This window comes from Streptomyces sp. NPDC001406 (assembly GCF_042895285.1).
In the GTDB taxonomy this organism is placed as follows: domain Bacteria; phylum Actinomycetota; class Actinomycetes; order Streptomycetales; family Streptomycetaceae; genus Streptomyces.
In genome coordinates this window covers 22,629-46,113 of sequence record NZ_JBIAWG010000027.1, presented here as the reverse complement: position 1 = coordinate 46,113, position 23,485 = coordinate 22,629, and the positions used below count along the sequence as shown (strand labels likewise).

The 23,485-nt window shown below is 72.4% G+C and carries 1 protein-coding gene; it reads left to right on the top strand.

From position 1 onward, the window contains the following. The first annotated feature begins 182 nt into the window (after positions 1-182). Positions 183-23,435, top strand: coding sequence for a type I polyketide synthase (locus tag ACFY1J_RS42615; RefSeq protein WP_390733089.1), 23,253 nt, complete (start codon positions 183-185; stop codon positions 23,433-23,435). Positions 23,436-23,485 lie beyond the last annotated feature (50 nt).

Sequence of the window (23,485 nt, the reverse complement as noted above, 5' to 3'; positions counted from 1 at the left end):
CGTGCACGTCGACCATTTGGGGATTCCCCTAAACCTGATCTGCTGCAGCGGCGGAGCGCGGCTGCGGGACCGAAACTAGGGTCACGCCGCAACTTGTTGCCGCGCGGTCGGGCCGATCACACGTGCCGTGGCCGCCACGGTGCGGGCCTTTTCATTCTCTGTGTGGGTGGGTGGAGTGCAATATGGTCGAGTCCGAGCTCAACGGAATGGGGAATCGGGCCGGTTCGGCTTCGGTGGATTCGGCCGATGGCATCGCTGTCATCGGCCTGGCGTGCCGACTGCCGGGGGCCGCCGACCCGGTCACCTTCTGGCGGCTGCTCAGCGAGGGCGCGGACGCGATCACCGACGTCCCCCCGGACCGGTGGGACGGGGCCGCGGTGGGTGACGCCGACCCGTCCGCACCCGGCAGGACCGACATCCGCCGGGGCGGATTCCTCGACCGCATCGGCCATTTCGACGCCGGGTTCTTCGGGCTCTCCCCCAAGGAGGCCGCCGCCATGGACCCGCAGCAGCGCCTCGTGCTGGAGTTGGCCTGGGAAGCGCTGGAGGACGCGCACGTGCGCGCCGAGACGCTGCGCTCCACCCGCACCGGAGTGTTCGTCGGCGCCATCTGGGACGACTACGCGACCCTGCACCACCGCTTGGGACTCACGGACATCTCCCCGCATACCGTCACCGGCTTGCACCGCAGCATCATCGCCAATCGGGTCTCGTACTTCCTCGGTCTGAACGGCCCCAGCCTGACCGTGGACTCCGGCCAGTCCTCTTCCCTGGTCTCGGTCCACCTGGCCTGCGAGAGCCTCCGCAAAGGCGAATCGACGATCGCCCTCGCGGGCGGCGTGAACCTCAACATCGTCCCCGAGAGCACCCTGGGCGCCGCCAAGTTCGGCGGCCTGTCCCGCGACGGCCGCTGCTTCACCTTCGACGCCCGCGCGAACGGTTACGTCCGCGGCGAGGGCGGCGGCATCGTCGTCCTCAAGCCTCTCGCCCGGGCCGTCGCGGACGGCGACCCCGTCTACTGCGTGATCCGCGGCAGCGCCGTCAACAACGACGGTGGCGGCGGCGGGCTGACCGTACCCCTGCAGTCCGGGCAGGAACAGGTGCTCCGGCTCGCCTACGAACGGGCCGGGATCGACCCCGCCCACGTCGACTACGTGGAGTTGCACGGCACCGGCACCAAGGTCGGCGATCCCATCGAGGCAGCCGCGCTCGGCGCAGTGCTCGGCACGGGACGCGAGCCCGGCCGACCTCTGCGGGTCGGCTCGGCCAAGACCAACGTCGGCCACCTGGAGGGCGCCGCCGGCATCACCGGCCTGCTGAAGGCGGTCCTGTCGCTCAACCACCGTGAACTGCCCGCCAGCCTCAACTTCGAGACGCCGAACCCGGCGATCCCGCTGGACCGGCTGAACCTGCGGGTGCAGACCGAGCACAGCGAATGGGCCGCCGAGGACGGTCGCCCGCTGCTCGCCGGCGTCAGCTCGTTCGGCATGGGCGGCACCAACTGCCACATCGTGCTGGCGGAACACCAGGCGAAGGCGGGTACTGGCGCGGCTGCGAAGGCGGGTACGGGCGCGGCTCCGACCTTCTGGCCGCTGTCCGCCAAGACCGAATCCGGGCTGCGCGCCCAGGCCGCCGCCCTGCTCGCACACGCCGAGGCGCACCCCGGTCTCGCCCTGCCCGACGTCGGCTGGTCGCTGGCCACCGGCCGCACCGCCTTCGAACACCGGGCCGTTGTCGTGGGCGTGGACCGCGACGACTTACTGCGCGCCCTGCGCGAGCTGTCCACCGGCGGCATCGACACCGCACTGACCACGGGCCGTACGGGCCCGCGCGGCGAGCTCGCCTTCCTCTTCTCGGGCCAGGGCAGCCAGCGAGCCGGCATGGGCCGCGAACTGGCCGAGGCCGTCCCGGCGTTCGCCACCGCGCTGGACGAGGTGTGCGCACACCTCGACCCCTTGCTGCCGCGGCCGCTGCGCGAGGTCATGTTCGCCCCTGAAGGCACCGAGGAAGCGGCCGAACTCGACCGGACCCTCTACACGCAGACCTCGCTGTTCGCCATCGAGGTCGCCCTGTTCCGGCTCATGGAGAGCTGGGGCATCACCCCCGCCGTGCTGATGGGCCACTCCATCGGCGAACTCGCCGCCGCGCACGTGGCCGGCGTCCTCTCGCTCGCCGACGCCTGCGCCCTCGTGGCCGCGCGCGGCCGCCTGATGCAGGTGCTGCCCGCCGGGGGCGCCATGATCGCCGTCCAGGCCGCGGAGGACGAGGTCCGCGCCCGCATCGGCGACCGCACGGATCGTGTGAGCATCGCCGCGCTGAACGGCCCGGACTCCGTCGTCGTCTCCGGCGACGAGGACCTCGCAACCGAGATCGCCGACGCCTTCGCCGCGCTGGGCCGCAAGGCCGGCCGGCTGCGGGTCAGCCACGCCTTCCACTCCCCGCACATGGAACCCATGCTGGCGGAGTTCCGCGACGTGGCCGAGGGGCTGACCTTCCACGCCCCGCGCATCCCGATCGTGTCCAACGTGACGGGCCGGCTGTCCGAGGAGCCCTCGGGGTACGAAGGGTGCACGGCCGCGTACTGGGTCCGCCACGTGCGCGAGGCGGTCCGCTTCGCCGACGGCGTCGCCCGCCTCGACGAGCAGGGCGTCCGCACGTACCTGGAGCTCGGCCCCGGCGGCGTGCTCACCTCCATGGCCCGCGCCGGCGCTGACAGCGAGTCCCTGTTCGTCCCCGCGCTGCGCGCCCGTCGCCCCGAGGCGCAGGCCCTGCTGGCGGCGGTCGCCTCGCTGCACGTCCACGGCGTGGAGCCGGACTGGGACGCCCTGTTCGACGGCGGGCGAGGCGTACGCCGCAAGGTCGCGCTCCCCACCTACGCGTTCGAACGGCAGCGTTACTGGCTGGACGGCGACACCATGTCGTCCGTCGCCACCACCCGATGGGCTCCTGCGGCTCCGCAGCTGGACGCCATCGAGGAGACTGACAGCGCGCCTGTCGGAGCCCTGGGCCGGCGGCTAGCCGGACTGCCCGAGTCCGAACGCGACGAGGCCGTGCTCGACCTGGTCCGCGCACACATCGCCGCCGTCCTGGGCCACGCCGAAGCCCGCCAGGTCGAGACCGAGTGGACGTTCAAGGACCTCGGCTTCGACTCGCTCAGCTCGGTGGAACTGGGCAACCAGCTCGGCGAGGCCACCGGCCTGCGCCTGCCCAGCGGGCTGCTGTTCGACCACCCGACCCCTGCCGCGCTCGCCCGCCACCTCGCCGCCCAGTCCCTGGGCGGCGAGGACGCGGCGGCCTCCGTGCCCGCGACGGTGGCCGACCCCGACGAGCCCATCGCCATCGTGGCCATGAGCTGCCGCCTGCCCGGCGGCGTGAGCTCCCCGGAGGACCTGTGGCGACTGGTCGCCTCCGGTGGCGACGCCATCTCCGGATTCCCGACGGACCGCGGCTGGGACGTTGAAGCGCTCTACGACCCGGAGCCCGGCACGCCCGGCAAGTCCTCGACGCGGCACGGCGGCTTCCTGCACGAGGCGGCCGAGTTCGACGCCGGCTTCTTCGGTATCAGCCCCCGCGAGGCCGCCGCGATCGACCCGCAGCAGCGGCTGGTCCTGGAGACCGCGTGGGAGGCCTTCGAGCGGGCCGGCATCGACCCGGCCACGCTGCGCGGGAGCCGGGCGGGAGTGTTCATCGGCACGACGGCACAGGACTACGGCCCCCGGCTGCACGAGCCGGTCCACGGCGTCGACGGCTACCTGCTGACCGGCACGACGACCAGCGTCGCCTCGGGCCGCGTGGCCTACTCGTTCGGCCTCGAAGGTCCCGCAGTCACGGTGGACACGGCCTGCTCGTCGTCCCTGGTGGCCCTGCACCTGGCCGTCCAGTCGCTGCGGAGCGGCGAGTGCACGATGGCCCTGGCCGGCGGCGTCACCGTGATGTCCACGCCCGGCATGTTCGTCGAGTTCAGCCGCCAGCGCGGCCTGTCGGCCGACGGCCGGTGCAAGGCGTTCGCGGCCGGCGCGGACGGTACGGGCTGGGGCGAAGGCGTCGGCATGCTCCTGGTGGAGAGGCTCGGCGACGCCCGGCGCAACGGCCACGAGGTGCTGGCCGTCGTGCGGGGCAGCGCGGTCAACCAGGACGGCGCGTCGAACGGACTCACGGCGCCCAACGGCCCCTCCCAGCAGCGCGTCATCCGCCAGGCCCTGGCGGCCGCCGGACTCGCGCCCGCGGACGTCGACGCCGTGGAGGCGCACGGTACGGGCACGCGGCTCGGTGACCCGATCGAGGCGGAAGCCCTCATCGCCGCCTACGGCCAGGGACGGGACGGCGACCGGCCGCTGTGGCTGGGCTCGCTCAAGTCGAACATCGGTCACACGCAGGCCGCGGCGGGCGTCGCCGGTGTGATCAAGATGGTCATGGCGATGCAGCACGGCGTGCTGCCACAGACTCTGCACGTGGACGAGCCGACCCCGCACGTGGACTGGTCGGCCAGCGGCGTACGACTGCTGACCGAGGCGGTGGAGTGGTCCGCGGGCGACCTGCCACGCCGGGCAGCGGTGTCCTCCTTCGGCATCAGCGGCACCAACGCGCACGTCATCGTCGAGCAGGCCGCGACGAGCGAAGAGCCCGCCCGCGGGACGGCCGTTGCGGGACCGGTCCCGTGGGTGGTGTCGGCGAAGAGCGATGCGGCTCTGCGGGAGCAGGCGGGCCGGTTGCTGTCCTTCCTGGACGCTGAGGGCGTCGGGGGTGCCGGGGGTGTCGGGGTTCGGCCGGAGGACGTGGCGTTCTCGCTGGCGACGTCGCGTGCGGTGTTGGAGCGCCGTGCGGTGGTCGTGGGGGAGGGGCTTGGGGAATTCCGGCAGGGGCTGGAGGCGCTTGTTTCCGGCGTTGCTCCGGTGGGCGGTGCGGTCGGGGGCAAGGTTGGGTTCTTGTTCTCGGGTCAGGGTTCGCAGCGGATCGGCATGGGGCGCGAGCTGTACGCGGCGTATCCGGTGTTCGCTGCGGCGTACGACGAGGTGTGCGCGCTTCTGGACACGCCCGTCGACGTCGAGGCGGAAACGCTTCATCAGACGGGTTCGACGCAGCCCGCGCTCTTCGCTGTCGAGGTCGCCCTGTTCCGGCTTCTCGAATCGTGGGGCATCCGGCCGGACTACGTGGCCGGTCACTCGGTCGGCGAGATCGCGGCCGCGCACGTGGCCGGGGTGTTGTCGCTCGAGGATGCGGCGAAGCTGGTGTCCGCCCGTGCCGCGCTGATGCAGGCCCTTCCCACGGGCGGCGCCATGGTCGCGGTCCAGGCCACCGAGGACGAGGTGCTGCCGCACCTGACCGACGAGGTCGGCATCGCGGCGATCAACGGCCCGCAGTCGGTCGTGGTCTCCGGGTCCGAGGACGTGGTCGTGGCCATCAGCGAGGCCTTCCGGGAGCAGGGTCGTAAGACGTCCCGCCTGAAGGTCAGTCACGCCTTCCATTCGCCGTTGATGGATCCGATGCTGGAGGAGTTCGCGCAGGCCGTCGGCGGCCTGGCCTTCAACGCGCCGCGGATTCCCGTCGTTTCGAACCTCACCGGCCGGCTGGCCGAGCCGTACACGCCCGAGTACTGGGTGCGGCACGTCCGTGAGGCGGTCCGTTTCGCCGACGGCGTGCGGACCCTCGGCGATCTGGGTGTGACCACGTTCGTGGAGATCGGTCCCGGTGGTGTCCTCAGCGCCCTTGTCCAGGGCTGCTTCGATGACGGCACAGACATCGTCACCGTTCCCGCCCTGCGCGTCGACCGCCCCGAGTCGTACGCGATCACTGCCGCAATCGGGCAGCTGCACATTCACGGCATCTCGCCCGACTGGCAGGCGCTCTTCCCGGGCACCCGCCGCGTCGACCTGCCCACGTACGCCTTCCAACGCGAGCGATACTGGCTCGATGCGCCTCAGGCGGCGACCGTCGGCGCCCCAGAGGCGATGGACGCCGAGTTCTGGGACTCCGTCGAGAACGAGGACCAGGCATCTCTCGGTGCGCTCCTGGGACTGGAGCCCGCACAACTGGACGTGGTCGCACCCAAGCTGTCCGCCTGGCGCCGGCAGCGGCGCGAGCAGTGCACCACCGACGGCTGGCGCTACCGGATCACCTGGCAGCCGCTCGGCGACATGGTCGGGGCCGCTCCGTCGGGGACTTGGCTCTACGTGGCATCCGAGGAGACCGTATGGACTGAGGCGATCCGCGCCGGGCTCATGGAACTCGGCGTGATGCTCGTACCGTTCGCAGTGGGCGAGGACACCGACCGCGACGCGCTCGCCCGGGCCTTCGCCGACGCCGGGCACGAGCAGGCCGACGGCATCCTGTTTGCCGCAGTACAGGGAGAAGCGGGGACGGACGCCCTCCAGCGGCTCGTCCTGCTCGCCCAGGCCCTCGGCGACGCCGGGATCGAGGCCCCACTGTGGTGCCTGACCAGCGGCGCAGTGTCGACCGGCACGGCGGACCTGCTGACCGACCCCCTCTCCGCCCAGCTCTGGGGCCTGGGCAGGACCGTCGCCCTGGAACAGCCGCAGCGCTGGGGCGGGCTCGTCGACCTGCCCGCCGAGCTCGACTCCCGCGCGCTGGAGCGACTGGCCGGCCTGCTGGCCCAGGCCGACGAGGACCAGCTCGCCGTACGCGCCTCCGGCGTGTCCGGCCGCCGCCTCGTGCGCGCGCCGCAGAGTGCGGCACCGGCGGACGCACCCTGGTCGCCGCGCGGCACCGTGCTCGTGACCGGTGGTACGGGTGCGCTGGGCGGACACGTGGCCCGCTGGCTCGCCGGTGCCGGTGCCGAGCACTTGGTGCTCACCAGCCGCCGGGGCCCCGACGCCCCGGGCGCCGCCGAACTCAAGGCGGAGCTGGAGGAACTGGGCGCTCAGGTCACCGTCGCCGCGTGCGATGCGGCCGACCGCGACGCGCTCGCCGAGTTGTTCGGCCGGCACACCGTGAACGCTGTGGTGCACACCGCAGGCGTACTCGACGACGGCCTGGTCGAATCGCTCACGCCCGAGCGCCTCAACCACGTGCTGCGCCCCAAGGTGGACGCAGCGCTCCACCTGCACGAACTCACCCGGGACCGCCGGGACCTCGACGCCTTCGTGCTCTTCTCCTCGATGACCGGTGTCTGGGGCAACGGCGGCCAGGGCGCCTACGGTGCCGCGAACGCCTTCCTCGACGCCCTCGCCGAGCACCGCCGGGCGCAGGGCGTGCCTGCGCTGGCCGTCGCCTGGGGATCCTGGGCGGACGGAGGCATGGCCGACGGCGCCGCCGGTGACCACCTGCGGCGGCGCGGCGTACGGGCGATCGCGGCCCTTCCCGCGATCTCCGTGCTGCACGGTGCGCTGACCCATGGCGAGACCTCCGTGACCGTCGCGGACGTGGACTGGGACCGCTTCGTCCCAGCGTTCGCCGGCACACGCCCCTGCCCGCTGCTGCACGGCGTGCCCGAGGCCCGCAAGGCCCTCGAAGCACGCGCCCAGGCCGCGCAGAGCGCCGAAGTGCCCGCCTCCGAGCTGGTACAGCGCCTCCTCGGCGCCACGCCGGGGGAACAGGGCCGCATCCTGCTGGACCTGGTCCGCGAGCAGGCTGTCACGGTGCTCGGCCACACGGGCAAGGGCGCCTTCGAAGCCGACCGGACGTTCCGTGAGACCGGCTTCGACTCGCTCACCGCCGTCGAACTGCGCAACAGGCTCAACACGGCCACCCGCCTCAAGCTGCCCACCACGCTGGTCTTCGACCACCCGACCCCCACCGCCCTCGCCCGTCACCTGGGCGAGCAACTCCTCGGTCGGCACGGCCTGGAGGCGGACGCCGCGCAGGCGACGGCCGCCGCGGCCGACGAGCCTCTCGCGATCGTCAGCATGAGCTGCCGCTTCCCCGGCGGCGTCCAGTCACCGGAGGACCTGTGGGAGCTGCTGAGCTCCGGCCGGGACGCGATGTCCGGCTTCCCCACCGACCGGGGCTGGGACATCGACGCGCTCTACGACCCCGACCCCGACCGGCCCGGCAAGACGTACTCGCGCGAGGGCGGCTTCGTCCAAGGCGCCGACCGCTTCGACGCCGGCCTCTTCGGGATCTCGCCGCGCGAGGCGCTGGCCATGGACCCTCAGCAACGGCTCCTGCTGGAGACCGCGTGGGAGGCCTTCGAGCGCGCCGGCATCGCCCCCGCGTCCGTCCGCGCCAGCCGCACCGGTGTCTTCATCGGCACCAACGGCCAGGACTACGCCAACGGGCTGCGCAACGCGCCCGAGGAGATCGAGGGGTACGCGCTCACCGGCAAGGCGGCCTCGGTCGTCTCCGGACGCATCTCCTACACGTTCGGCCTCGAGGGCCCGGCGGTCACAGTCGACACGGCGTGCTCGTCGTCGCTCGTGGCCCTCCACCTCGCCGCACAGGCACTGCGGAGCGGCGGGTGCTCGATGGCCCTGGTCGGGGGTGTCACCGTCATGACCACGCCGGACCTGTTCGTGGAGTTCAGCCGGCAGCGCGGGCTGTCGCCCGACGGCCGGTGCAAGGCGTTCGCGGCCGGTGCCGACGGCACGGGCTGGGGCGAAGGCGTCGGTCTGCTGCTGGTGGAGCGGCTGTCCGACGCGCGTCGGAACGGGCACCGGGTGCTGGCGGTGGTCCGCGGCAGTGCGGTGAATCAGGACGGTGCGTCCAACGGTCTGACCGCGCCCAACGGCCCCTCGCAGCAGCGGGTGATCCGGCAGGCGCTGGCGTCCGCCGGGCTCACGCCGGCCGACGTGGACGCCGTGGAGGCGCACGGTACGGGCACGCGGCTCGGCGACCCGATCGAGGCGCAGGCGCTCCTCGCCACGTACGGCCAGGAACACTCCGACGACCGGCCGGTGTGGCTGGGCTCGGTCAAGTCCAACATCGGTCACACGCAGGCCGCCGCGGGCGTCGCCGGTGTGATCAAGATGGTGCTGGCGATGCAGCACGGCGTGCTGCCGCAGACGCTCCATGTGGACGAGCCGACCGGGCACGTCGACTGGTCGGCGGGCGCCGTGCGGCTGCTGACCGAGCCGGTGCAGTGGCCCGGGACCGCCGGGCCCCGCCGGGCCGCGGTGTCGTCCTTCGGTATCGGCGGCACCAACGCGCACACGATCATCGAGGAGGCGCCCGCCGCGGCCGTGGCCGAGTCGGCCCGGGAACACCGCCCGATGCCCGTGCCGTGGGTGCTGTCAGCAAAGAGTGAAGTGGCGCTGCGAGCCCAGGCGGAGCGTCTGCTGGCCTTCGCGACCGACGATGTGTCGCCCGTCGACGCCGGATTCTCGTCGGCCACGACGCGGTCGGCGCTGGAGCACCGGGCCGCGGTGATCGGCACCGACCCGGTCGAGCTGCGGGCGGGGCTGGAGGCCCTCGCGGCAGGCGAACCGGTGGCGAACGTCGTCGCCGGGCGCGCTCACTCGGGGGGCAAGGTTGGGTTCTTGTTCTCGGGTCAGGGTTCGCAGCGGCTGGGGATGGGGCGTGAGCTGTATGTGTCCTATCCGGTGTTCGCGGCGGCGTACGACGAGGTGTGTGCGCATCTCGATGCCAGGGTCGATGTCGACTCGGAGGAGTTGAATCAGACGGGGTCGACGCAGCCGGCGTTGTTCGCCGTCGAGGTGGCGTTGTTCCGGCTGTTGGAGTCGTGGGGTGTCCGGCCGGATTATGTGGCGGGTCATTCGGTGGGTGAGATTGCGGCCGCTCATGTGGCGGGTGTGTTGTCGCTCGAGGATGCGGCGAAGCTGGTGTCGGCCCGTGCCGCGCTGATGCAGGCTCTGCCCACGGGTGGTGCCATGGTCGCGGTCCAGGCCACCGAGGACGAGGTGCTGCCGCACTTGACCGACGAGGTCGGCATCGCGGCGATCAACGGCCCGCGATCCGTTGTCGTCTCCGGTGCGGAGGACGCGGTTACGGTGATTGCCCATGTGTTTGCCGGTCAGGGTCGTAAGACGTCCCGTCTGAAGGTCAGTCACGCGTTCCATTCGCCGTTGATGGATCCGATGCTCGAGGAGTTCGCTGGGGTCGTTGGCGGTCTGACGTTCAGTGAGCCGCGGATTCCTGTGGTCTCGAACCTCACCGGCGACCTGGCCGAGGCGTACACGCCCGAGTACTGGGTGCGGCACGTCCGTGAGGCGGTCCGTTTCGCCGACGGCGTGCGGACCCTCGGCGATCTGGGTGTGACCACGTTCGTGGAGATCGGTCCCGGTGGGGTCCTCAGCGGCATGGCGCAGGGCTGTGTGGACGACATCGTCACCATCCCCGTACTCCGAGCCGACCGCCCCGAACCCCGGGCGCTCACCACCGCGTACGCCCAACTGCACGTCAGCGGCGCCGAAGTGGACTGGCACGCCTTCTTCCCGGGCGCCCGGCGCGTCGACCTGCCCACGTACGCCTTCCAGCGCGAGCGTTACTGGCTCGACGCCCCCGCCTCAGCCGGTGACATGCGCGCGGTGGGGCAGGGGGAGGCCGGTCACCCGCTCCTCGGCGCCGCCGTGCCGCTGGCCGACGGCGACGGACACCTGCTCACCGGGCGGCTCTCGACGCACACGCACCCGTGGCTGGTGGACCACGCCGTCAGTGGGGTCGCGCTCCTGCCGGGAACCGCGTTCGTAGAGCTGGCGGTCACCGCTGCCGACGCCGTGGGCTGTGACCTGCTGGAAGAGCTGACGCTGGAGACACCGCTGCTCGTGCCCGAGCGCGGCGGCGTCGCCCTGCAGGTGCGCGTCGGCGCCGACGACGGCTCGGGCCGCAGGCCGCTGACCGTGCACTCGCGGATCGACGACGGGGACGCGTACGCCCACGAGGACGACTCCGAGCGGGCATGGGTCCGGCACGCCTCCGGCTCGCTGACCGTCGCCACAGGAGGGCCCGTGGACGGCTCGCTCACCGCGTGGCCGCCCGTGGGTGCGGAGCCGGTCGACGTCGACGGGTTCTACGACCGCCTCGCCGGCATGACGCTCGACTACGGCCCCGTCTTCCAGGGGCTGCGCGCCGCGTGGCGGAGCGGGGACGACTTGTTCGCCGAAGTGGAGCTGCCCGGCGCGGAGCGGACGGAGGCGGGCGCGTACGGCCTGCACCCCGCGCTGTTCGACGCCGCCCTGCACACCGTCTGGCTGGGCGCGGTCGAGCCCGAGGCCGGGACGGGGAACGGGCTGCTGCCGTTCGCCTGGAGCGGCGTGCGCCTGGCGGCTGCCGGAGCCTCCGACCTGCGGGTGAAGGTCTCGCGCGCCGGCACCGGCACGTCCACGGTGTCGCTGGTGCTGGCCGACGGCACCGGTGAGCCGGTCGCGCAGGTCGACTCGCTGACGCTGCGCCCGGTGCCCGCCGACCAGTTCCGCGCCGGTTCCGGCAGCGACGACGCGGTCTTCGGCCTGGAGTGGACGCCGGTCAGCCTGCCGCCGGCGCCGGCCGGCATGAGGATCGAGACGTACCGGGATCTCGCCGCTCTTCGGGCCGCCGACTCGCTGGCGGACGCCGAAGCCGATGCCGGAGCCGTCGTCGATGCTGTGGTCGTGCCCTGCCCGACCGGGGCCGGCGCGGACCTGGCCACCCGGGTCCGTGAGGTCAGCCACGCCGTGCTGGAGCTGGTGCAGTGGTGGCTGGCCGAGGAACGCCCGGCGCGCCTGGTGCTGGTGACGCGTACGGGAGACCTCGCCCAGTCGGCGGTCCGCGGACTCGTGCGCTCGGCGCAGACCGAGAACCCCGACCGCATCGTGCTGGTCGAGACCTCCAGCGATGCCCATGCCTATGCCGATGCCGTCGTCGGCAGCGGTGTTGACCACGCGAGTCTTGCCCGGGTCCTGCCCGGCCTGATCGCGTCGGGTGAGCCGCAGGCCGCGGTTGACGGGGACGACGAGGTCCGGGTGCCGAGGCTGGTCCGCGTCGCCGTGCCGGACGCGGAGCCACAGCTTCCCGGCCTCGGCTCCGGCACCGTCCTGCTGACCGGCGCGTCGGGCGGGTTGGGCGGGCTGCTCGCCCGGCACCTGGTCGCTGAGCACGGCGTCCGGAGTCTGCTGCTCGTCAGCCGCCGCGGCGGGGACGCGCCCGGTGCCGCCGAGCTCGCCGCCGAGCTGGCCGCGCAGGGCGCCGACGTCACCTGGGCCGCGTGTGATGTGGCCGACCGCGACGCCGTCCGCGCACTCCTGACCGGTCCCGGGCAGGGTCTGTCCGCGATCATTCACGCCGCCGGTGTCCTGGACGACGGAATCATCGGCTCGCTGACCCCCGAGCGGCTGGACGCCGTGTTCCGCCCGAAGGTGGACGCGGCGCTGAACCTGCACGACCTGGCGGGTGAGCTGTCCGGCGACCTGTCCGCGTTCGTGCTCTTCTCCTCGGTGGCGGGCACCCTCGGCACGCCGGGCCAGGGGAACTACGCCGCTGCCAACACCTTCCTCGACGCCCTCGCCGAGCACCGCCGTGCCGCGGGCCTGCGGGCCACGTCGCTGGCCTGGGGCCTGTGGGCGCAGGACAGCGAGAGCGCCATGACCAGCAGGCTCGACCACTCCGATCTCACGCGCATCAAGCGCATGGGCCTCGCCGCGATCCCGTCGGCGGACGGCCTGCGGATGTTCGACGCGGCACTGGCCGCCGATCGGGCAGCAGTCGCCCCGATCCGGCTCGACACGTCCGCCTTCCGCGACGGACAGGGGCAGCCCGTTCCGCCGGTCCTGCGCGGACTGGTACGGGTCGTACCGGTGCGGCGCGCGGCGCGGACCGCGCCGAAGGGATCGCTGGGCCGGCGGCTGGCCGGGCTGCCGGAGGCCGAGCGCGAGCGGGTGGTACTGGACCTGGTGCGCACCGAGGTCGCCGCCGTGCTCGGGCACGCCGACGCGCAGTCGGTCGGCGGGGACGACTCGTTCAAGGACATCGGGTTCGACTCGCTGACCGCCGTCGAACTGCGTAACCGGCTCAACTCGGCCGTCGGTATGCGCCTGCCCGCCACCCTGGTCTTCGACTACCCGAACCCGCTCACCCTCGCCCGCTTCCTCACCGCCGAAGCCGCAGGCTCCGGCGAGGCGGCGGCAGCCGTGCCGGCAACCCTCTCCACGGCCACCGGAACGGCGGACGAGCCCATCGCGATCGTGGGCATGGCCTGCCGCTACCCCGGCGGCGTGCAGTCGCCCGAAGACCTGTGGCAGCTGGTGTTCTCCGGCCACGACGCCGTGTCGGGCTTCCCCGAGGACCGCGGCTGGGACGTGGAGAAGCTCTACGACCCGAACCCCGACCAGTGGGGCACCAGCTACACCCGAGAGGGCGGCTTCCTCCACGACGCGGCGGACTTCGACGCCGAGTTCTTCGGGATCTCGCCGCGTGAGGCGTTGGCGATGGACCCGCAGCAGCGGTTGCTGCTGGAGACGTCGTGGGAGGCGTTCGAGCGGGCCGGGATCGACCCGGCGACGGTGCGCGGCAGCGGGACCGGTGTCTTCGCTGGCGTGATGTACCACGACTACGGCGGGCGCGTGCACACTTCGCCGGCAGGGCTGGAGGGCTACCTCGTCAACGGCAGCGCGGGCAGCGTCGCTTCGGGGCGCGTTTCGTACACGTTCGGGCTTGAGGGCCCGGCGGTCACGGTCGACACGGCGTGCTCGTCCTCGCTGGTGGCGCTGCACCTGGCGGCCCAGGCGCTGCGGAGCGGCGAGTGCTCGATGGCGCTGGTCGGCGGCGTCACGGTGATGGCAGGCCCGTCCGTGTTCGTGGAGTTCAGCCGTCAGCGCGGCCTGTCGGCGGACGGCCGGTGCAAGGCGTTCGCCGCGACTGCGGATGGTACGGGCTGGGCCGAGGGCGCGGGCATGCTGCTGGTGGAGCGGCTGTCCGACGCCCGTCGGAACGGGCACGAGGTGCTGGCGGTGGTCCGTGGTACGGCGGTGAATCAGGACGGTGCGTCGAACGGTCTGACGGCTCCGAACGGTCCGGCGCAGCAGCGGGTGATCCGGCAGGCGCTGGCGAATGCGGGCCTGTCTTCGGATCAGGTGGATGCGGTGGAGGCGCATGGTACGGGGACGAAGCTGGGTGACCCGATCGAGGCGCAGGCGCTGCTCGCCACGTATGGTCAGGAGAGGCCTGGAGACCGGCCGTTGTGGCTGGGTTCGCTGAAGTCGAACATCGGCCATGCGCAGGCTGCGGCCGGTGTCGGTGGTGTGATCAAGATGGTCATGGCGATGCGGCACGGTGTGCTGCCGCAGACCCTGCACGTGGACGAGCCGACGCCGCACGTGGACTGGTCGGCGGGCGCGGTGCAGCTGCTGACCGAGGCGGTTGAGTGGCCTGCGAGCGACGGGCCGCGCCGGGCAGCGGTGTCCTCCTTCGGCGTCAGCGGCACCAATGCGCACGTGATCGTCGAGCAGGCGCCTGGCGTGACGGAGTCCCCGGCTTCGGCCTCGGGTGTGGTCGTGCCGTGGGTGCTGTCGGCGAAGAGCGATGCGGCGTTGCGGGAGCAGGCGGGTCGGCTGTTGTCCTTCCTGGACGTTGAGGGCGTCGTGGGTGCTGGGGTTCGACCGGAGGATGTGGCGTTCTCGCTGGCGACGTCGCGTGCGGTGCTGGAGCGCCGTGCGGTGGTCGTGGGGGAGGAGTTTGGGGAGTTCCGGCGGGGGCTGGAGGGGATTGTGTCCGGGGCCGCTCCGGTGGGTGGTGCCGTCGGGGGCAAGGTCGGGTTCTTGTTCTCGGGTCAGGGTTCGCAGCGGCTGGGGATGGGGCGCGAGTTGTACGCGGCGTACCCCGTGTTCGCGGCGGCGTATGACGAGGTGTGCGCGGTTCTGGACGCGCCCGTCGACGTCGATGCGGGAACGCTTCATCAGACGGGTTCGACGCAGCCGGCGTTGTTCGCGGTCGAGGTGGCGTTGTTCCGGCTGCTGGAGTCGTGGGGGGTTCGGCCGGATTATGTGGCGGGTCATTCGGTGGGTGAGATTGCGGCTGCTCATGTGGCGGGTGTGTTGTCGCTCGGGGATGCGGCGAGGCTCGTGTCGGCGCGTGCCGCGCTGATGCAGGCCCTGCCCGTCGGCGGGGCGATGGTCGCGGTCCAGGCCACCGAGGACGAGGTGCTGCCGCACCTGACCGAGGAGGTCGGTATCGCGGCGATCAACGGCCCGCGGTCGGTCGTGGTCTCCGGTGCCGAGGACGTGGTTGTCGCCATCGGTGAGGCCTTCCGGGAGCAGGGTCGTAGGACGTCCCGTGTGAAGGTCAGTCACGCGTTCCATTCGCCGTTGATGGATCCGATGCTGGAGGAGTTCGCGCAGGTCGTCCGCGGTCTGACGTTCAGTGAGCCGCGGATCCCTGTGGTTTCGAACCTCACCGGTCGCCTGGCCGAGGCCTACACCCCCGAGTACTGGGTCCGGCACGTCCGTGAGGCAGTGCGCTTCGCCGACGGCATCGAGACCCTCGGCGACCTGGGTGTGACCACGTTCGTCGAGATCGGCCCGGGCGGCGTCCTCAGCGCCCTCGCCCAGGGCTGCTTCGACGACGGCACGGACATCGTCGCCGTTCCCGTCCTGCGCGCCGACCGCCCCGAGCCGTACGCGATCACTGCCGCAATCGGGCAGCTGTACACCCACGGCATCTCGCCCGACTGGCAGGCGCTCTTCCCGGGCGCCCGCCGCGTCGACCTGCCGACCTACGCCTTCCAGCGCGAGCGCTACTGGCTCGACGTTCCCCAGGCGTCCGGTGACGTCCGGGCCGCCGGTCTGGGGGCGGCGGACCATCCGCTGCTCGGTGCCGCGATTGCGACGGCCGACAGCGATGGGGTCCTGCTCACCGGACTGCTCTCCCTCGAAACCCACCCGTGGCTCGCCGACCACGCCGTGAACGGGACCGTTCTGCTGCCCGGCACCGCGTTCGTCGAATTGGCGATCCGGGCGGGCGACGAGACGGGGTGCGGATGGATCGAAGACCTCACCCTTGAGGTTCCGCTGGTCGTGCCCGAGCGCGGTGGCGTCAGCCTTCAGGTGGCTGTCGGCCCGGAGGACGAGTCCGGCCGGCGGCAGCTGACCGTGCACTCGCGCGTCGACGACGGTTCGTGGCTGCGGCACGCGACCGGTGCGCTGTCCTCGGCAGAGGCACCGTTCGCCGCGGACCTCGGCGCGTGGCCGCCGGCGGGTGCGGAGGCCGTCGACCTGACGGCGTTCTACGAGGGTATGGCCGCTGCGGGCCTGGACTACGGTCCGGTCTTCCAGGGCCTGCGCTCGGTGTGGCGCGGCGGGGACGACGTCTTCGCCGAGGTCGAACTGCCGGAGGAGTCGGTTGCCGAGGCGGCGGCGTTCGCCCTGCACCCGGCGGTGCTGGACGCCGCCCTGCACGCACTGGTCGCCGGTGGGCTGGTGTCGCTGGACGACGGCCCGACCCTGCCGTTCGCCTGGTCCGGCGTCGGCGTGCAGGCTGCCGGTGCGGCGATGATGCGGGTGAAGCTGTCGCGGACGGCCACGGGTTCGGTGACGCTGGCCGCGGCCGATGGCGCCGGTGACCCGGTGGCCTCGGTCGAGTCGCTGTCGTTGCGGGCCGTCTCGGCGGAGCAACTACGCAGTGCTGGTGGCAGCGCTCAGCTGTTCGGGCTGGAGTGGACGCCGCTCATGCTTCCCTCCGCGACCGACGCGTTGACGATCGAGACCGTCGCGGACTTCGACGCATTGCGCGAGTCGGAAGGGGTACCGGATGTCGTCGTCGTTCCGTGCCCGGCGGGGTTCGGTACGGAGACCGCCGACCGCGTGCACGGCATCGCGAGTGTGGTTCTGGCGTTGGTGCAGTGGTGGTTGGCGGAGGATCGTACGGGGCGTTTGGCGTTGGTGACGCGTCCGGGCGATCTGGCTCATGCTGCGGTGTGGGGGCTTGTGCGGTCTGCGCAGTCGGAGAATCCGGACCGGATCGTGCTGGTGGAGGCCGAGGAGACCGACGAGGCGGTACGTGTGCTGCCCGCCGCGCTTGCCTCCGGTGAACCGCAGTTCGCGGTCCGCGACGGGGAGGTGTTCGTACCGCGCCTGGTGAAGACCACCGGGACCGACAAGGACGCCGCCACCGGCACGCCGGACTTCGGCGTCGGCACCGTCCTGCTGACCGGTGCGTCCGGCGCGCTCGGCGGGCTCGTCGCCCGACACCTGGTCGCCGAACACAGCGTGCGCAGCCTGCTGCTGCTCAGCCGGCGCGGTGCTCAGGCCCCCCGCGCGGTCGAGCTGGAGGCCGAACTGGCCGCGTGGGGCGCCGAGGTGCGCTGGGCGGCCTGCGACGCGGCCGACCGGGGCGCCCTCGCCGAGGTGCTGGCCGGCACGCCGGTGACCGCTGTGGTGCACACGGCCGGCGTCCTCGACGACGGTGTGATCGCCGCGCTCACCCCGGAGCGCATGGAGAAGGTGCTGCGTCCGAAGGTCGACGCCGTGCTCAACCTCCATGAGCTGGCGAGCGACTTGTCGGCGTTCGTCGTCTTCTCCTCGGTGTCCGGCATCCTGGGCAGCGCGGGACAGGGCAACTACGCGGCGGCGAACACCTTCCTCGACGCCTTCGCCGAAGCCCGCCGTGCCCAGGGGCTTCCCGCCACGTCGCTGGCGTGGGGCCTGTGGGAGCAGGGCAGCGGCATGGCCGACCGGCTCGACCAGGCCGACCTCGCCCGGCTCAAGCGGGTGGGCCTGGCCCCGATAGCCGTCGACGAGGGCCTGCGGCTGTTCGACGCGGCGCTGGCCCTGGACCGGGCCGCCGTCGCCCCGCTCCGGCTGGACCTGGGCGGGCTGCAGGGCACGGTGCCGCCGGTCCTGCGAGGGCTGCGCGGCCCTGTACGGGGCACCGCGCGGCGCACGGCGCAGACCGCGCCGAAGGGATCGCTGGGCCGGCGGCTGGCCGGGCTGTCCGAGGTCGAGCGCGAGCAGATGGTGCTGGACCTGGTGCGCACCGAGGTCGCCGCCGTGCTCGGCCACGCCTCGGCCCGGGCCGTCCAGCCGGAACACGCGTTCCAGGACGCCGGTTTCGACTCGCTCACCTCCGTGGAACTCCGGAACCGGCTGAACGCGGCGACCGGGCTGCGGCTTCCCGCGACCATGGTCTTCGACCACCCCACGCCCGTCGCGCTCTCCCGCTTCCTGCTGGCCGAGACGCTGGGTGTCCAGGAGCGGTCCGAGGCCGCGGTCGCCGCGGTGACCGGGACGGACGAGCCGATCGCGATCGTGGGCATGGCCTGCCGGTTCCCCGGTGACGTGCGGTCGCCCGAAGACCTGTGGCGTCTCGTCGCCTCCGGCGGCGACGCGATCTCGGGCTTCCCCGAGGACCGTGGCTGGGACGTCGAGGACCTCTATGACCCGGACCCCGACCGCTCCGGCAAGTCCTATGTGCGGCATGGTGGCTTCCTCTACGAGGCTGCTGAGTTCGACCCGGCCTTCTTCGGGATCTCGCCGCGTGAGGCGTTGGCGATGGACCCGCAGCAGCGGTTGCTGCTGGAGACGTCGTGGGAGGCGTTCGAGCGGGCCGGGATCGACCCGGTGACGGTGCGGGGCAGCAGGACCGGTGTCTTCGCCGGCGTGATGTACCACGACTACGGCGGGCGCGTGAAAACGGCTCCGGAGGGCATGGACGCCTACCTGGGCAGCGGCAGCGCGGGCAGCATTGCCTCCGGCCGGGTCTCGTACACGTTCGGGCTTGAGGGCCCGGCGGTCACGGTCGACACGGCGTGCTCGTCCTCGCTGGTGGCGCTGCACCTGGCGGCTCAGGCGCTGCGCAGTGGCGAGTGCTCGATGGCGTTGGTCGGCGGCGTCACCGTCATGGCGAGTCCCTCGACGTTCGTGGAGTTCAGCCGTCAGCGCGGCCTGTCGGCGGACGGCCGGTGCAAGGCGTTCGCCGCGACTGCGGATGGTACGGGCTGGGCCGAGGGCGCGGGCATGCTGCTGGTGGAGCGGCTGTCCGACGCCCGTCGGAACGGGCACCAGGTGTTGGCGTTGGTCCGTGGTACGGCGGTGAACCAGGACGGTGCGTCGAACGGTCTGACGGCTCCGAACGGTCCGGCGCAGCAGCGGGTGATCCGGCAGGCGCTGGCGAATGCGGGTCTGTCTTCGGATCAGGTGGATGCGGTGGAGGCGCACGGTACGGGGACGAAGCTGGGTGACCCGATCGAGGCGCAGGCGCTGCTCGCCACGTACGGTCAGGAGCGGCCGGAGGACCGGCCGTTGTGGCTGGGTTCGCTGAAGTCGAACATCGGCCATGCGCAGGCTGCGGCCGGTGTCGGTGGTGTGATCAAGATGGTCATGGCGATGCGGCACGGTGTGCTGCCGCAGACCCTGCACGTGGACGAGCCGACGCCGCACGTGGACTGGTCGGCGGGAGGGGTACAGCTGCTGACCGAGGCCGTGGAGTGGCCGGTGACCGACGCGCCGCGTCGTGCCGCCGTGTCGTCCTTCGGTATCAGCGGCACCAACGCCCACGTGATCGTCGAGCAGGCTCCCGCTTCGGCGGAGTTGCCGCCCGCGCCCGACTCCGGCGCGGTCGTGCCGTGGGTGCTGTCGGGCAGGACGGAGGCGGCGCTGCGGGCACAGGCGGAGCGCCTGCTGTCGCTTGCCCCGGACACGGACCTGCAGCCGGCCGACATCGGCTTCTCGCTCGCCACCACACGCTCGGCCATGGAGCACCGAGCTGCCGTGGTGGGGGAGAACCGGGACGAACTTTTGGAAGGGCTCCGCGCGCTCGCCGCAGGGTCCCCGTCCACCCGGGTCCTCATGGGTGAACCGGGCACCGGCGGCAAGGTCGGGTTCTTGTTCTCGGGTCAGGGTTCGCAGCGGATCGGCATGGGGCGCGAGCTGTACGCGGTGTACCCCGTGTTCGCTGCGGCGTACGACGAGGTGTGCGCGCTTCTGGACGCGCCCGTCGACGTCGAGGCGGAAACGCTTCATCAGACGGGTTCGACGCAGCCCGCGCTCTTCGCTGTCGAGGTCGCCCTGTTCCGGCTTCTCGAATCGTGGGGCATCCGGCCGGACTACGTGGCCGGTCACTCGGTCGGCGAGATCGCGGCCGCGCACGTGGCCGGGGTGCTGTCGCTCGAGGACGCGGCGAAGCTGGTGTCCGCCCGTGCCGCGCTGATGCAGGCCCTGCCCGTCGGCGGGGCGATGGTCGCCGTCCAGGCGACCGAGGACGAGGTGCTGCCGCATCTCACCGACGGCGTCGGTATCGCGGCGATCAACGGCCCGCGGTCGGTCGTGGTCTCCGGGCCCGAGGACGTGGTCGGGGCCATCGGTGAGGCCTTCCGGGAGCAGGGTCGTAAGACGTCCCGCCTGAAGGTCAGTCACGCCTTCCATTCGCCGCTGATGGATCCGATGCTGGCAGAGTTCGCGGAGGTGGTCAGCGGTCTGGCCTTCAACGAGCCGCGGGTTCCCGTCGTTTCGAACCTCACCGGCCGGCTGGCCGAGGCGTACACGCCCGAGTACTGGGTGCGGCACGTCCGTGAGGCGGTCCGTTTCGCCGACGGCATCCAGACCCTGTACGAGCTGGGCGTGACGACCTTTGTCGAGATCGGCCCCGGCGGCGTCCTCAGCGCCCTCGCCCAGGGCTGCCTCGACGGTGACATCGTCACCGTCCCCATCGTACGGACCGACCGCCCCGAGCCGCAGGCCGTCGTCACCGCGCTCGCCGAGCTGCACGCCCATGGCGTCTCCCCGGACTGGCAGGCGCTCTTCCCGGGCGCCCGGCGCGTCGACCTGCCGACCTACGCCTTCCAGTACGAGCGCTTCTGGCTGGAAGCGCCCGAGGAGTTCACCGGCAGAGCCGCTGCCACCGGACTCGGGCTGGGTGCGGCGGAGCACCCGTTGGCCGGTGCGGCGGTCGCGCTGCCCGGCGCCGGCGGGTTCCTGGTCACCGGGCGGCTGTCGCTCAGGACGCACCCCTGGCTCGCCGACCACATGGTCATGGACAGTGTGCTGCTGCCGGGTACCGCGCTCGTGGAGCTGGCGGTGCGTGCGGGCGACGAGGCCGGTTGTGCACAGGTCGAGGACCTGACGCTGGAAGCACCGTTGATCGTCCCGGACTGCGGCGGTGTGGCCGTGCAGGTGTGGGTCGGGGCCGAGGAGGAGCCGGGCAGGCGCGCGCTGAGCGTGCACTCGCGACTGGAGGATGCCCCGGACGACGCGCCGTGGGTGCGGCACGCGGTCGGCTTCCTGACGGACGCGCTGCCCGCGCCGCCGCACGGCGCGGACCTCGGCGCGTGGCCGCCGGCGGATGCGGAGGCCGTCGACCTGGCCGGGTTCTACGAGGGCCTGGACGGACTCGGCCTGGGCTACGGCCCGGTCTTCCGCAGCCTGCGGTCGGTGTGGCGCAGCGGGGACGACGTCCTCGCCGAGGTCGCCCTCCCCGAGGGCACGGAGGCGGGCGCGTTCGCCGTTCATCCGGCGCTGCTGGACGCGGCGCTCCACGCGATCGGCGCGGGTGGGCTCGTCCCCGTCGTCGACGGGCCGCTGCTGCCCTTCGCCTGGTCCGAAGTGGCTGTGCGTGCCCCGGGGGCGACGGCGCTGCGGGTCAAGGTCTCTCGCACGGGTACGGACGCGGTGTCGCTGACCGTGGCCGACGCCTCGGGTGGTCTGGTGGCCACGGCCGGCTCGCTGTCGCTGCGGCCGGTGTCGCGCGAGCAACTGCTCGCGGCGGGCGGCTCCGGCAGGCGTGCCGACGACTCGCTGTTCGGCCTCGCCTGGCAGCCCGCGGCCCTCACGGACACTGACGCTGCCGCCGGCCTCGACGTACGGAGCTACGCGGACCTGGCCGCTCTGTCCGTCGAGCCGGTCCTTCCCGATGTCGCGGTGGTCACGGTCGTTCCGTGCCCGGCAGGTTCCGGTACGGAGACCGCCGACCGCGTGCACGGCATCGCGAGTGAGGCTCTGGCGTTGGTGCAGTGGTGGTTGGCGGAGGAGCGTGCGGGGCGTCTGGCGTTGGTGACGCGTCCGGGCGATCTGGCTCATGCTGCGGTGTGGGGGCTTGTGCGGTCTGCGCAGTCGGAGAACCCGGACCGGATCGTGCTGGCGGAGGCCGAGGAGACGGAGGCAGCGGTCCGTGTGCTGCCCGCCGCGCTCGCTTCCGGTGAGCCACAGTTCGCGGTCTGTGACGGGGAGGTGTTCGTACCGCGCCTGGTGAAGGCCACCGGGGCAGCCACCGCCGCCGCCGACCTGCCGGACCTCGCCGACGGCACCGTCCTCGTGACCGGCGCCTCCGGGTCGCTGGGCGCGCTCGTCGCGCGGCACCTGGTGTCCGAGCACAAGGTGCGCCGACTCCTGCTGGCGAGCCGCCGGGGCGCGGACGCACCCGGTGTGGCCGAGCTGGAGGCCGAACTGGTCGCATGGGGTGCCGAGGTCACCTGGGCGGCCTGCGACGTCGCGGACAGGGAGGCCGTCTCCGGAATGCTGGACGGGCTCGGCGAGCATGCGCTGTCGGCCGTCGTGCACACCGCGGGTGTTCTCGACGACGGGGTCGTCGCCTCGGTCACACCGGAGAGGATGAGGGAGGTCTTCCGCCCCAAGGTGGACGCCGTGCTGAACCTGCACGAGTGCACGCGGGAAATGGGCCTGTCCGCCTTCGTGGTGTTCTCCTCCGTCGCCGGCATGGTCGGCAGCGCCGGTCAGGCGAGCTACGCGGCGGCGAATTCCTTCCTCGACGCCTTCTCGGCGCACCGGCGCCGTGAGGGGCTGCCCGCCACATCGCTGGCATGGGGTGTGTGGGAACAGTCCGGTGCGATGACGGTCGGCCTCGCCGAGGCCGACCGGGCGCGGATGGCGCGCAGCGGCGTGCTGCCGCTGCCGCCGGGGGAGGGGCTGCGGCTGTTCGACGCGGCACTGGCTTCGGACGAGGCGGTACTCGCCCCGGTCCGTATCGACACCGGCGCGCTGCGCGCCGGTGAGGCACCGCCGGTGCTGCGCGCCCTCGTGCCGGCCGTGGCCGCCCGGAGGACCGCGCAGGCGGCCGCCGCTTCCTCCGCGTCCTCGCTGGCCGAGCGCCTGGAGGGGCTGCCGGAGGCCGAGCGTGAGAAAACCGTGTTGGACCTGGTCCGGACCGAGGTGGCCACGGTCCTGGGGCACGCGTCGGACCGTACGATCCGGCCGGAACACGCCTTCCAGGACCTGGGCTTCGACTCCCTCACGGCCGTCGAACTGCGCAACCGGCTGAACAAGGCCACCGGTCTGCGGCTCCCCGCGACGCTGGTCTTCGACCATCCGACACCCGCTCTCCTGGCCCGTCATGTGTTCATGGAGACGGCGGGGGCGGCCGAACCGGCCCTAGTGAATTCCCTACTTGCCGATCTGGACAGGGTCGAACAAGAATTGGTCACGAAGTTGGCAGCGAGTGAAGCTCGCGACCGGATCCTGTCAAAACTCCAGGGCCTGTTGGCGATTGCCGGTGAATTCGACAAGGCGTCGGCCCAGGAAGGCCCTGGTATGGGCGGCAGCGATCTGGAATCAGCCACGGACGACGAAGTATTCGATCTGCTCGGCAAGGAATTCGGGATTTCCTGACCGCTCCGGCGCGTCCCGGTGACCCCTTGCCGAATTCCGCTAAGTCTTCG